At 67.5% G+C, this 14454-nt stretch carries 7 protein-coding genes; 2 read left to right on the top strand and 5 right to left on the bottom strand.

Annotated features, from left to right (window positions below; genetic code table 11):
- The 5 genes from E3O46_RS12980 to E3O46_RS13000 form a co-directional block, all read right to left on the bottom strand.
- On the bottom strand, window positions 1-1993 hold a 1993-nt coding region (locus tag E3O46_RS12980; RefSeq protein ID WP_166791076.1), incomplete at its 3' end, for a multicopper oxidase family protein.
- 37 nt (window positions 1994-2030) lie between these two features.
- Complete coding sequence (locus E3O46_RS12985) at window positions 2031-3395, bottom strand: multicopper oxidase domain-containing protein (RefSeq protein WP_134446258.1); 1365 nt, start codon at window positions 3393-3395, stop codon at window positions 2031-2033.
- Between the two features lie 5 nt (window positions 3396-3400).
- Window positions 3401-4801 (bottom strand): multicopper oxidase domain-containing protein, encoded by a 1401-nt coding sequence (locus E3O46_RS12990; protein ID WP_166788278.1) that lies wholly within the window; start codon window positions 4799-4801, stop codon window positions 3401-3403.
- Complete coding sequence (locus E3O46_RS12995; RefSeq protein ID WP_166791077.1) at window positions 4791-11396, bottom strand: SdrD B-like domain-containing protein; 6606 nt, start codon at window positions 11394-11396, stop codon at window positions 4791-4793. Before E3O46_RS12995 ends, E3O46_RS12990 begins: the two co-directional genes overlap by 11 nt.
- A 425-nt stretch (window positions 11397-11821) precedes the next feature.
- On the bottom strand, window positions 11822-12259 hold the full coding sequence (locus tag E3O46_RS13000; RefSeq protein ID WP_134561830.1) for a hypothetical protein: 438 nt from the start codon (window positions 12257-12259) through the stop codon (window positions 11822-11824).
- Between the two features lie 94 nt (window positions 12260-12353).
- On the opposite strand from E3O46_RS13000, the gene E3O46_RS13005 reads away from it, so the two are divergent.
- Both E3O46_RS13005 and E3O46_RS13010 read left to right on the top strand, forming a co-directional pair.
- Window positions 12354-13433 (top strand): M23 family metallopeptidase, encoded by a 1080-nt coding sequence (locus tag E3O46_RS13005; protein WP_134561831.1) that lies wholly within the window; start codon window positions 12354-12356, stop codon window positions 13431-13433.
- 206 nt (window positions 13434-13639) lie between these two features.
- A partial coding sequence (locus E3O46_RS13010) for an ice-binding family protein (RefSeq protein WP_134561832.1) occupies window positions 13640-14454 on the top strand: 815 nt, incomplete at its 3' end.

A 14454-nucleotide genomic window follows, 5' to 3' on the forward strand; every position in this document is an offset into this window, starting at 1 on the left:
TCACCGTGACCGCACTCACCGCAGGCTTGACCTTATCGATCACCAGGGTCGTCGTCGCCACCGCACCCCAGTTACCCGCCGCATCCTTCGCATGCACCGAAATGGTGTGGTTGCCGTCTGCGAGCAGGGCGATGGTTGCCAGTGGGATCTCGAAGTAGCCGGCCTCGGAGGGGCTGTTGTACACGGCGTCCGTTGCCCTGACCACGATGCCTGAGCCATTGGCGGTGACCGTGTCGAGGAATGCCTCGGCTGAACTGATGGTGCTGTTCACGGTGGCCGCGATCGGATCGGCCATGGTCGCCACGGTCACCCGGATGGCCGAAGGGCTGCCGTTGAACGCGAGCGTGCCGTTGTTGGGTGTCGGCGCTACCGAGACGCCCGAGGTGGTGGGCGCGGTCTTGTCGACCACCAGGCTGATGGTGACCGGCGCGCCCCAGTTGCCCGCTGCGTCCTGGCTGTGGACCGAGACGACATGGGTGCCTTCGGCGAGCGCGTTCACGGTCGCCGCAGGGATGGTGGCGTCCAGGCTGGCGGTCGGTGCGGCAGTGTTGACCGCCAGCGCCGGTCCCGAACCATTGGGTCCGACGGCATCGATGAAGTACTCGGCCGCAGTGATGTTCGAGCCGCCTGTCGCGGTGTCGTCCCCGGTGGCGTGGACGGCGATGACGGCAGCCCCTGCCCCGTTCGTGAGACTGGGTGCCAGTGACGGGGACTTCGTGGTCGGTCCGGTGGCGTCGCCGCCGGTGACCAGCACAGAGCTGAAGAACCCCCGGTTGCCGACGGAGTCCTGGCCTCTCACGTAGACGATGTGCTGGCCGGAGGGAATGGACACCGAGGCGGTGACGTTCACGCTGCCGGCCCCACTGCTCGTCATCGGGAGGCCCGTGCCGGTCACGGTGTCGATGAAGTATTCGGCCCCCGCGATGCTCGACCCACCGGTGGTGGTGTCATTGACGGTGGCGCTCAGGGTGCCTGCCGCGAAAGCGACAGAGCTGGTGGCCGGTCCGCTGGTGTCCGGCCCCGCCACACCGCTCGCGGGGACCGTCACAAAGGTGAGCATCCCGCCGGCGCCGGCCGCGTTGCTGTTGTGCAGCAGCAGGCTGCCGTCGTAGATCGGCAACCGGTTCAGCGAGGCAGTCGCGGCAGGGGTCGTGACGACGGCGTCCGCCGTCTGGCCGGGACCGAAGGTCTCCGCAATGTAGTGACGCGAGTACTTCAGGGGACTGCCGTCCAGGGCGATGACCTTCTGGTCTGTGCCCAGTGAGGCCAGTGAGTGGTACAGGCTGCCCGCATTGACGTACCGGAGCAGGACTTTGTTGCCCGCGGCCGTCGCCGGGATCGGGTCGGTGTTCGGGTAGGCCTTCCCGTTGATCAGGGAGTACCGGGGAGCGTACTTGCGCATGTCGAAGGCCGCCGGGTTGGCGGCGTTGTTGAGTGCCGGGTCGATCTCACTGAGGACCAGGACTGCCTCGTCGTCGAACGCGGTGGTCGCGTCGTATGCCTGACCCGATATCGCGGGACGGACGATCAGCGCGCCATAGAGACCCATCGCCACCTGGTGCTGGCCGTTCGGAACCAGTCCGGCCTCATAGAGGTACGTGCCAGGACGGCTGGCCGTGAAGGTGTACGAGGTGGATGCCCCTGGTGCGGCACCAACGCGGTCCGGCACCATTTGCTGCCCTTGGAAGAGCAGGGCCGTGCTTTCCGTCAGCTGGTTGTGCAGCGTGACGGTGACCGTGTCGCCGGCGTTGACGCACAGTGTCGGCCCGCCGGGCCGGCTCACGCTGGAACCGGCGGTGGCGCTGTAGCCCCAGACAGCGACGCTCTGGGTCCCCAGGGTCGTGGATCCCGAGGCCGCGTACAGGTCACCCGGCGCGGTGCAGGGCGCGGCTGCGGCCTGTGCCGCCGTTGCCGGCGCGAGGAGCGCCACCAGTACGGCCAGCCCTCCTCCCGCCACCAGCCCGGTCACGAGAGCGGAGACGGTTTTCTTCATGCTCTTCCGGTGAGACATGGTTCTTCACCCTTCCTGGTCAACCGCAGCTGTTGGGCGTCGGCGGATCGATGCGCATGTAAGTGATCGGTCCGGTCATGTTCGTGCCCCACGACGTGATCTGGAACAGGGCGTGGTTGTGGGAGATGATGTAGTACTCGCCGCACTGGTTCACGCTCTGGATGCCGGGCGGCAGGGCCTCCTTGGTCCCGAGGTAGGGACTTCCGCTGTAGAAGACGCCGATCGATTGGTCGGCCAGCGACGGAACCGTCACGGGGACCGGGTTGGACGGGGAGTAATTCTCGGCGTCGTACCACTTGAAGATCACGTCCCAGGTCTGCCCAGGGCCGATGTTGATGGCGAACTTCTCGAAGGCGAGGTCCTCCCCCGTCGGGCCCTCCAGCGGGCGGCCATCCCTGGCCACGACGAGGCCGTTGTTGCCGTGCGGGTGGAACGGATAGTCTTCGGTGCCCACGTTCAGGTAGCGGGCCATCCCGGGCTGGTCGACCGGGACTGCCGTGCGGTCGAATTCACCCACCTGCGCGAGCGCACCGTACGGCTGCGCCGGAAGCCAGCTGGCCCCGTTGTCGGCGATGCTGTCCGGGTAACCGCGCCCATTGATCAGCCAATACCGCGGGTGGTAGTTGTTCATGTTGAAGCTCTTGCCGTTCTCCACCGCCTGGTGCTGGTAGGGGTCGATCTCGCTCAGGAGCACCATGAATTCCTCGGCGGGATTGAAGCGGCTGTCCGCCCGGTTGTTGGCGTACTCGCTCGCGACCGAGCCGGCCGCTCCACCCGATGGAACGGCCGACGGGCGCACGATCAGGGCCCCGAACAGGCCCATCCGGACCTGTTTCTCGGGGTTGGTCCCCGACTCGTACACGAAGGTGCCCGGGTTGGCGGCCACGAAGCTGTATGTGACGGTCCCGCCTCCGGCCGCGGCCGTGGTGGTCAGCGAGGTGATCGCGCTTGAGCCTGTGGACTCCGGTTGCGCCGGGGTCCCGTTGGCCAGGACATTCGTCTGGCCCGGAAAGGCGATCGAGGCGGCCTCCGGCAGGGTGTTGCGCAAGATCACGGTGACCGTGTCGCCGGCGTTGACGCACAGCACAGGACCCGGGTGTTGGAACGCGCCGAACCCACTGGAGTACCCCCACATGAAGGCGGTGTTTCCGTCGGGCAGGCTGATGTATCCGGTCCTGGTCGTCAGGTTGAAGATCGGGGTGGTGGCACCTCCCCCGACCCCGGTGGTGCAGGCGATACCGACCCGTGGTGGGGTCACGGCGATCGCCGGCTGGGTGAACGTGGCCATCGTGGCCCCGACCAGGGTCAGGGCGAGCAGCAGCGCCGCCCGGCGCACACTGCGGGCGCGAATCTTCGCAGGCAGCACGGCATTCCCTTTCATCATGGCTCTCAGACTCCCAAGTCGTTCGGATAGGCCTGCGCGCGGAGGCCGCCGGGAGCGTACACGCGGATCTCGGTGGCCTGGCCACCCATTCCGCCCGGGGCCAGGTTGTTCGTCGCGGGGTAGTTGCGGTTGTAGAGCATGTACGTGTCGAAACCCGGCCCCGTGTGCCCCGGTGCGATGAAGACCACATCGAAGCTCTCACCGGGGCCGATGTTGATCGTCTCGGTCTCATAGGACGTGTCGGTGCCGTCGCGTCCACGCATCGGGGTGGCATCGCGGCCGACCACGCGCATCCGGATCCCGGCCAGGGTCATCGCTTGCTCCCGGAATCCGAGGTTCGCGAACCGGAGCGCGACCGTCTCTCCGGCATTGCAGTTCACCAGCGAAGACTGCGGCTGGTATTGCAGCTCGGGATGCCCAACGGGGGCGACCAGGTCGCCGGAAACGGGGTCGGTCTGCACTGCAAGAGCGTGAATGGATGCCGCCGCATCGATCGGGGCATTGGGGGCGATGGTGTCCGGGTAGACCCGCCCGTTGAGGAGGCCGAAGTCGGCCCGGTAATCGCTCCACTGCGGCAGCTGGATATGAGCATCCGCCCAGTGCGCCTCGGCCCACACCTCCGACAGGAACATCGCAAACTCGCGGTCGAAGCCGGTCGAGCCGTCACCGTCGTTGTAGATGAACTGGGTGTGGCCACCGATGTTCTGGCCGTCCTGCAGGGGACGGACGAACACCAGACCGGTCATGCCCATCTGGACGTGCTCGACATCCTCGACGTGGCAGTGGAACATGTAGGTCCCCGGCTCGCGGGGCCGGTACACGTAGGAGAAGACACGTCCGGTCCTCACGGCCACCGACCCGGACGGTTCACCGTCGAAGAACGGGATCACGTTGCGGAACCCGTGCCAGTGCAGGGTGTGGGCGTCGAACAGGTCCGGCCGCAACGCCAGGCCCAGGTTCGTCAGTTGCACGGTGAAATCGACCGGGTGGGCAGGGTCGAATTGCTTCGTCCAGAACATCGGAGCGGAGTGCTGGGCCTTGTTCTTCTGGTTCGTCAACTGGGTGTCGCCCAGGCCCGTGACGTTGCGGAACCCGAAAATGTAGGTCGTGAACGGATCCGGCGCGAGCACGTCGGGGTGGAACGGTGGGATGGCCGGGGTCTTCGGGAGGAAGATCCACCCGTCCGTCCCGGCCAGGTAGAGATCGGGATCCCCGATGGCCGCACTCGCGGCCTCGGGAAGCAGGATATTGCCCGCCCAGACGCCGGTCCCGACGATGGCCACCGCGCCGCCGGCGAACTTGAGGAGGTCGCGTCGGCTGAAAGGCTGTTTGAAGATCATTCCCGTGTCTCCCTTGGGATCGGAGGTGCCATTGCGGTGTGCGTTGTCGATCGGGTCAGGGGACATCGAAGGCATCCACATTGAAGTCGCCGTTGCCGCCGAGGCCCTGCGCGGTGCCGTCGAAGTAGACCGACCAGACTCCGTTGTTGTAATACACGACGTCTTCGTCCTGAACCGCCCCCAGCGTCGGGACGGTCGTGTTGCCGGCGCTGAACGACATGTAGAAGTGGGTGGCGTCGACCCGCACGAAGCCATCGATGTCGGCGTTGGTCGGCAGGTTGTATGGCGCCGTGCTCCTGTCGATCACCCTGCTGTATGCGGTGCCGTTCCAGCTGTAGATGTCGCCGTTGTCTGCAGAACCTCCCACACCGGGCGGGTTCGAGTTGCCCACCGTGGAGAAGTACAGGATTCCGCCGACGACGCTGATCGCGTCGAGGTCCAGGTTGTCGTTGCCGCCCAGACCGTGGACACTGCCGTCGAAGTAAAGCGACCAGGTGCCCGCGTTGAAGTAGACGACGTCCTCGTCCTGCACGTTCCCGATACCGGGCACGGTGACCTGGCCGGTGAAGGAGAGATAGAAGTGGGTGTCGTCGACCCGGTCGTAGCCGTCGACATTGGCACCGGTCGGCAAGCCGTATGGTGCGGTCGTCACGTCATGGACCCGACCGAAGGTGCTGCCGGTCCAGCGGTAGATGTCCGCGTCGTCCGCGGTGCCACCGACGCCGGGCGGGTTGCTGTTCCCTTGCGTCGAGAAGAACAGCGACTGGCCGGCCGGCGGTGCTGCCGGCGGCAGCGCGCCGCCGGCGAACGAGATCGCGTCCAGATCGAGGTTGGCCGACGTGTCCAGACCGTGTGCGCCGCCGTTGAAGTAGATCGACCAGGCGCCGTCGAAGTAGACCACGTCCTCGTCGTCCACCGCGCCGACACCCGGAACCGTGGTGGTCGTGTTACTGAACGACAGGTAGAAGTGGGTGGCGTCCCGCCAGATGAGGCCGTCGACGTTGGGGTTGGTCGCGCCGGTGGCCGACCCGCTGTTCGGCAGGTTGGTCGGCGACGCCGTGGCATCCAGGACACGCACGAAGGAGCTGCCACCGTTCCAGCGGTAGACGTCGGCATTGTCGCCGGTGCCGCCCGCGCCCGGAGGCACGGCCGCGTTGTTCGTCGTGAAGTACAGAGTGTTCCCGACGACACTGATCGCGCCCATGTCGATGCCGCCCACGAGCCCGTGCGCGCTGCCGTCGAACCACAACGACCATGAGGTGCCGTCGAAGTACACGACGTCTTCGTCGGATACGCTTCCGATCCCGGGCAGGGTGACATTCCCGGAGAACGAGGCATAGAAGTGGGTGGCATCCACTCGGGAGAAACCATCCGTGTCAGCACTGCTCGGGACGTTGTACGGCGCTGCAGACAGATCGATCGACCGGCTGAACGCGGTGCCGTTCCAGACGTGGATGTCGGCATCGTCTGCGGTCCCGGACACGCCGGGCGGGTTGGTGTTTCCTGCTGTCGAGAAGTACAGGTCCGAGGCAGGCGGAGGCGTAGTCGTCGCGCCGAACTCGTCCGCGCCGCTGTCGAAGCCGCCCAGTGCCGGCCGGGCCTGGTTGTCGAAGTCCGTGGCCGGCGCGTTCACGCCTGCTGTGCTTGCCGCGCCGAGGTTGCAGGCGGGTGAGCCGGGGCAGGCGCCCAGGTGGTAGTTGCCGAGCAGGTTCGGGGGCGCTTCCAGGGTGACGAGAGTGGCGTCCACGAACGCAGGGTTCTGACGCCAGGTGGCGAAGGAAACCGAGACGTCATAGGTCGACGCCACGGCCGGATCGACAGAGCTGTTGCTCGAGCTGGTCGTGTACGCGTGGGACGCCGCGCTCTGCTGGACGACCGAGTTGGTCGGCGCGAGCACCCCGGTACCGTCGGCCACACCGAGATCCCAGTTGTTGATGTCGGCTGCGCCGGCCAGGCCGATGCCGGAGACCGTGGTGCCTGCCCGGGTGCCGGCCCGGTTGTCCCAGAAGATGTTGTTGAACGACACCGGGTTGCTGAAGGTCGGCGAGCCGGCCGGCAGTGTGGCCTGCAGCTGATCGCTGTTGGCCGAGGTCGCCAGACCGGCAGGGGCCGGTTGGCCGTCCGAGGTCACCGCTGTGGCCGTCGTCAGGTTCTTCATGATCGTGTTGTTGTAGACCCGCACGTTCGGGGCGTCGTTGATGCCGACGCCGCCGCCCTCGTGGGTGGACACGTTGTTGACGATCATGTTGTTGTAGACATTCATCGGGAAGTTGCCGGCCATCAGGAAACGGATGCCGCCACCGTCGTCATTGGCCATGTTGGCCTGGATCTGGTTGGCGTAGATGTCCACGGGACCGGAACCGGGCGAGAGCGCACCGACTGTCGCCGGCAGTTGCCCGGCGATCATGATCGCTCCACCCTCGTCGTTGGACGAGTTGAAGTAGATGCGGTTGTGGTGGATCTTGCCGCCGGGGCTCAGGCCGTATGCGCTCAGCCCGCCGCCGTACTCCAGCGAGAAGTTGCCGCAGATGTCGTTGCCGGAGACCTCATAGCCGTCGGACCCTGCGAAGAGGCCGATGCCGCCCGCCAGGTTGGTGCCCGCGTTGGCAATGACGCGGTTGTTGGCGATCCGCACGTTCTCGTTGTGGTTGCTCGTGTTCGGCGCGGCCAGGTCCGGCGTTCCGATCCGGATGGTCCCGTAACCGCCGCCATTGTTCTGCACGACGTTGTTGGTGATCTGGAGGGAGCGCACGTACGCGTTGGCGAAGATGGCTCCGCCCTGCGTCGTGATGTTCGGCGGCAGGCCGGTCGGCCCGCCGGTGAGGGCGTCGATGTTGCCGGGGAAGCCCACCTGGTCGCCGCCGCGGATGTCGAAGCCATCGATGGCTGCCGTGAATCCGCTGGTGAACTGGCGTGCTGCACCGGGTGCCGTTGTGGCGTTCGCCGACGCCAGCACGTAGATCGCTTCGCCGTCGTTCACCGCCTGGTTGCCGTCCCAGGTCAGGCCGCCGACCTTGGTGAACCAGGCCGTTGCGAGGGCGGTGTCTCCGCCGAACGCGCCGGCGTCGATGATCGATCCCGGTACGAAGGTGGTGCCCTGGAAGCCGCCGGACCCGACGCCCTGCAGCTTGACCGGAGAGGCGACGACCAGGTTCTCGTAGTATGCGCCGCGGGGGTTGGCCGCTGTGGGCGTTGCCGGGTACACGATGACCAGGTCATCGCCGTTGTTGGCGAACGCGGCGTACAGTGCGGCCTGGATCGTTGCGTGGGTGCGGCCGGGGCCGACCTCTCGAACGGCAGGGTTGTAGCCCGTTCCGAGCACATGGAAGCTGAGCCCGTTGATGGTGCTTTGCCCGTTGCCCGATGTGATCGTGAGCTGCTGCGCCCCGACCGGGGCCGCGACCGGCACGCTGGCTGTGATCGACGTGTCGCTCCACGCGGTGATGTCGAGCGTTGTCGTGCCCAGATTGACGTGGCCCGTGCCCTGGGCCGCGCCGAAGCCGGTCCCTGCGATGGTGAAGGAGCGGCTGCCTGTTGCGGCCACGTACGGTTGCGACACGCTCAGCAGCTGTGGTGTGGCGGCGTCGAGGGCGCAGGTCACCGCCGTGTTGACCCCGGTGGTCGGTGACCCGACGTACACGCCGACCTGGGTCGGGGCGAGGTCAGTCGGAATGGTCACGCCCGGGAATGCCTCGAACTCGGTCGCGATCGAGCGATATCGGGGGTTGTAGTTTGCGTTCAGATGCCCGGGGATACCGGGGTCGTTGCCTACGAAGCGGTACATGTTGGCGCAGACACCCGAGGGGGTCGGGCAGCTGATGTGGTTCGTCGAGGGCAGCAGCACATCGTACGCGCCGTTGAAATCGGATTCGACGGTCGTGACCAGCCGGTTGGCGAAGTCATAGATCCCGACCGGTGCGAAGGCCACGCCCGTCTTCTCCCCGAAGAGCGTGGACCGCGGGTCGGTGGAGAAGTTGATGTCGTCCACGATCAGGCCGCGCAGACGGGCCGGGACGGGGACATCCGTGAAGATGTTGAACATGGGCACGACCGACTTGCCGTTGTTGACCCGCACCAGTTTGGTGTCGCAGGTCGGCTTGGCCGCGCCTTCGTAGGGTGACCCGCCGATCCCCAGGAATGTGGGGTTCGAGACTGCTGTCGAGGCCGGCACGGTGACCCCGACGGGGACCCCGTTGGTGCCGTCGCCGACCACTGCGGGGTAGTTGTCCGTCTTGCTGCCCGCGAGGTCGACGGTGTGGAGCGTTCCTGCGCATGCCGGCGGCGGCACCTGCGGAACGATCTGATCGCCGTTGCCGATGTTGATGTCCGTCTCACTGGTCACCTTGTACAGGGGGTCGCCGGTGGCATCCTGCGGGATAGCGATCTTGACCAGGTAATCGCCGCTTCCGAGCGGCTGGAAGGTTCCGCCGTCGCACACGGGGTTGGCCGGATCTGTGGCGATCAACGTGCCTGTGCAGGCGTCGGCGAAGCCGTAGTTGCCGTCAACGGCCGCACCGAAGTTGGCCGCCGATGTGCCCTGGTCGGTCGGGTACGGCCCGAACTGAACGCCCTGGATGAAGCTTGAGATGCACTCTCCCGATGTCTCCTGGTTCGGCGCGAGCACGTTCTCGTCGAAGGCCACGGAGTTGTCTGCGGCGTGAACGAGAGGCTTGCCGTCGACATCCCGGGCTACGCATCCGGTCGGGCGGCTCCAGTGTTCGGAGAGGTAGGTGTTCAGCAGCTTCCCCTTGGCCAACGACCCGTCCGGCGCGAGCTCGAACGCGTCGTTCGTGCCACCACACGGTGCGGTCGTCGTGCCGCAGTCGACCGTGGACCAGAGCTCAACGGGCACGTCGGAGACACCCGGCTGCCAGTCCTCTGATGCGGCATATTGCGGGTCGAGCTCATTGCGGGTCGTGTCGTAGCTGACCGAGCCGACGATGCCGCCGTTGCGGGGGTCGATGCCGTTGGCGCCTGTCGAATCGTAGGAGTGAACTCCCCAGTCCATCGTGCCGCTGAGGCCGATGATACTGAGCACGCTGACGTCGACGCCGGCGCCCTTCACCGTGGTCGGGGTCGGCTGGTTGTCTGACTGGTAGGTGACACCGGTCGTGTAGAAGGAGTTGTTGAAGTTCTCCATGACGGTCCACTCGCTGAGGGGGTATGCGCTCTCGAAGTGGTAGTAGCCGGTGCTGTCGGTGGTGACGAGGTTCGTCCCTCTGTCCATCAGCGAGTTGTCCTGCTTGCGCATGGTCAGCGTGAAGTTGGGCATGCCGGTCTCGCCCGGGTCTTTCACGCCGTTGCGGTTGCTGTCGTTGAAGACGTACCCGTCGTATTCGGTCCACCAGCCGCTGTCCGGCAGATTGCCCATCTTCACCGTCTCACCGTTCTTCACGGTCACATTGACCGAGTCGAGGAAGTGGTTCTGCGGCTCGTCCCACCAGCTCAGGCTGTAGTTGCCGTCGGGCACGCCCGAGATGTCGAAGGTGCCGTCCGTGCCGCCGTGACCCACCCAGACTGCCTGGTCTCCGGCCTGCAGGTCGCTGAGCGAGAGCCACGGGTTGACGATCGGCTTGCCCATCTTGCTCCCGGTCAGACCGAGCCAGTGGTTGAAGTCGCCGCCCTTGGGCGGGCTGTACTGCTTGACGTTGACGACCGCGCCAGTGATGTGGCCCGAGCCGGCGGTCAGGGTGTTCGTGGGCTTCACGAATCCGAAGATCGGCCCAGGTACGGGTTCGCCGGCCAGCAGGGCCTCGGTGTCGTATCCGGTGCTGCCCTCCATCACCCAGGCGTCGAAGTCGTGGTTTCCTTCAAGGGTCGTGGTCTGGATCCAGGTCTGGTTGGGCGGGGCCGAGGCGGTGAGCGCGTAGCGGTTGCTTCCCAGGTGGGGCATGGTCAGGATGCCGTCGGCATCGCTGACGCAGTGGCCGCCTGACCCCGCGATCGGCACGGGGAGCATGCCCGCGTCGAGGCTGGCCAAGGGGATCACGTGGCTGATCGGGTCCTCACCCTGGTACACGGTGCACAGGGGGTTGCCATAGACGTCGGTCTGCACCTCGCCGAGGGTGTCGGCGATGTGGCCGGTGAAGCCGGCCAGGCCCGGCTCGCCCTGGTCGAGGGTCCCGTTGGTCGTCGCGCTGTCCTGGAAGATCTGCGCCCGGAGCGTCGAGTCGGGAAGGGGCGTCGGCTGCAGTTCGACGGTGACGAGACCCGGGTCGGCGAGCGGAACGGTGAAGTGCGCGCCGTCGATCTTGTAGCCGTCGGAGAGCACAGAGATCAGGTAACGCCCGTTCGGCAGGGCCAGGCCGCTGGCGAAGTCGGCCTGGTCGCCCTGGCGCACGATCGGGCTCGTGGTGTGCGGAGTCTCCCTGATCGACGTCCACTCGCAGGAGCCCGGATACCCGGCGTCGAGGGTGTTGCAGCCGGAACCGAGCGCCGGCGTCCGCTGGACGGTCGAACCGGTGTTGTCCTCGTTGATCATGTAGGTGAAGTTCGGGATGGCGGCACCCTTGGCGACTCCCGCACCCGAGAAGGCGCGAGGCTCCGTGCGTGCGCTGATCACGTTCAGCGTCAGGCTGCTCGTCGTCGCGGCCTCGGCGGGCAGCGCGGGCGGAGCCGAGAGCATCGCTATCGGCATGACCACGGCAGTGGCGGCGATCACAATCCGCTGCCACAGAGGCCGCCTCGACGGCGTGAACCCGGACAAGTCTCTCGTCGATTCCATGGTGACCTCCAACGTCTGGAAGGCTCCATGCTGGTCGGACGCGACCTGGCGACCAAGCCGCACCTGAGGGATGCTCGTCTCCCCAAAATTGGGGGGCGAGCCTCGCCGCCCCCCGAATTGGGTGGTCCTGCACCCCCCGCGTGAGGCTTGTCCGCCCAGGGTGCGGTGGTCACGATGGGAGCCCATCCTCCCCGGAGGCCGGCGTGGCAAACCCCCGTGCCGCGCTTGTTGCCCGGGCCGGTCCGTGTCACGATGGCCGGGCATCGATCCGGTCGATCTGCCCGTCCATCACCCGAAGCTGGATTGCGGAGGCTCATGAGTGCACCACGAGGTGTCCGTCGGATCAGCCGCCGTGCGGAAACTCACCCGGCCTCCCGACTGGCGCCTTCGCTCGCGACGATCGCGATCGTCGTGCTCGTGATCACGGGGATGCCGACGCCGGCACGGGCGGACGCCGCGCAGCCCGTGGACCAGCCGGTTCCGGTTGCAACGACCGCCCTCACGCCGGATCCGATACCCACGCCCTCGCCGTCGCCCGATCCAACACCCGCGACGGCGACGGCACCACCGACGGCGACGCCGGAACCCACGCCCACTCTGGCACCGTCGCCAGAGCCCGCGCCGACGGCGACGCCGGAACCCTCGCCCGCTCCTACGCCGGCACCGACGCCGACGCCGACGCCGACGCCCGAACCAACGCCCGCTCCTCTTCCGACGTCGACACCGACACCGACACCGACGGAGACCCCGGAACCAACGCCCAGTCCTCTCCCGACGGCGACGGCGACCCCGGAACCCACGCCGACACTGTCGTCTACCCCGCCGGCGTCCCCGTCGGCCCCGGCGCTGGTCGCGCCGGAACCCCAGCAGGCTTTCGGCCCGCCGGCACCCTCCGTGACGGCGGCCGCACGACAGGCAGTCGCTGCCGCCCGCGCCGCCGACGCCGCGAGGGCACTGACGGAACAAGCCTCCGCCCGCCGCGCCGCCGCAGTCGCGGCCGCCCAGTCCCGCCTGCGCGCTGCGGAAACCAGGCTGGGTGCGGCGAAGCTTGCCGACGCCTCAGCCCACGCCGACTACGAGGCCGCTGTCAGTCGGGCCGACCTCGTGCATGCGCTCAGGGAACGCGCAGGAGCCACCGCCGACGCGTCCCGCCGGGTGCTGGCTACGCTCGTTCGCGGCCTGATGCAACAATCCGGCAACAGCACCCTCGACGTGCTGCTCGACGACAGGGCAGACCATGACCTGCTGTTTCAGCTCGGCACACTGGATACCCTGTCCAGGCTGACCGCGAATCTCGACGACGTGCGCAGTCGCGTCGCCGCGGACGTCGAACGGGAGCAGGCGCTCGAGAAGCAGGATGCCGCCGCTCAGGCCGTCATCGCCGCGGTCCCCGTTTCCGCCACCCGCGCGGCGGTCGGGGCGGCGCAGGACGACGTCACCGCTGCATCCGCCGCCCTCGCCGACCTTGCCCGGTCAGCTCCGGCAGCCACGGCGGCGAGCGAGGTCCAGCCGTTCCCGGCAACTGTGCCCGTCGCGGACACCGGGCGCCTCAGCGAACAGGGCTGGACCAGACCAGCCGCAGGGCGCATCACCGATGCGTTCGGCCCGCGTCTCGTGCACCCGGTTGCCGGGGTCGGTGACTTCCACCGGGGGACGGACATCGGCGCCGGGTGCGACGCGGCCATCTATGCGGCGACCGACGGAGTCGTCGAGGCCGCCGGCGTACTGGGCACCTACGGCAACTGGATCCTGATCGACCACGGGAATGGCATCTCGACCGGCTATGCGCACATCGCCCCAGGGGAGACCCTGGTCAGCGTCGGTGAGCACGTCGTTGCCGGCCAGGTGATCGCCGGGGTCGGGAGCACAGGCGCCTCGACCGGCTGCCACCTGCACTTCGAGGTCAGGATCGACGGGACGGCCGTCGACGCCGTCCCGTTCCTGGCCCTCCGTGGCGTGAACCTCGGCACCTGAATCGCTCGCGATCACGACCACCGCCAGACCACTGGACCTCTGCGCGCCTGGCCGGGAATCACCTGACCTTAAAGAAAAGTTGTATACAACATCTGGGGGTTTCCCCTAGGGTGAAACCGGAAGTAGACGGGAGGGAATGGCCCTCCCGCCCTCCCGCGCACCTGCACAGCAGGATAGGGCAGTGGCTTCCTTTTCCTGGGGGCCCCATGCACCTGCGCAACCTGAAATCATCTCCCCGGCGGGTGCTCGTGACGGGTGCCGCCTTCACCCTCGGCCTTCTGCTCGCGGCCGGCGGGGCCGGGGCAGCGCACGCTGCCGGCTCGGTCCAGGCCGTCATCGGCCTCGGCACCCTGGACAGCTTCGGAGTGCTCGGACACACGACGGTCACCAACACGGGCGCGACCACGATCACGAACGGTGACCTCGGCCTCAGCCCGGGAACCTCCGTCACGGGGATCGCCCCGGTCACGATCGACAACGGCGTGGTCCACGCCACCGACGCCCAGTCCGAGCTCGCCCAGGCCGACCTGACCACTGCCTTCAACGATGCGGCCAGTCGGGTGCCCGACGTCTCCAACCTCATCGACCTCGCCGGCCAGACCCTCGCCCCCGGCGTCTACGCCGGCGGCGCGCTCTCCCTCAGCGGCACAGTCACCCTGGCCGGAAGTGCAAGCTCGGTCTTCATCTTCCAGGCCGCGAGCACGCTGATCACTGCGTCATCGAGCACCGTCGCCTTCTCCGGCGGCGCGAACGCGTGCAACGTCTTCTGGCAGGTCGGCAGCTCGGCGACGCTCGGCAACGGATCCGTCTTCGCCGGCACGATTCTCGCCCAGACGTCGATCACCGCCGAGACCGGCGCCACGGTCGCAGGCCGACTTCTCGCGAGCACCGGCGCCGTCACCCTGGATTCCAACGTGATCACCCGGCCCAGCGACTGCGCGGCGCGGACCGCGATCGTCGCGAGCACGCCGACGGCGGCGCAGACCGCGGCGGCCGCCGCAGCGGCGCAGGCCGCCGCCGA

The organism is Cryobacterium glucosi (genome assembly GCF_004402235.1).
Classification (GTDB): Bacteria; Actinomycetota; Actinomycetes; order Actinomycetales; family Microbacteriaceae; genus Cryobacterium; species Cryobacterium glucosi.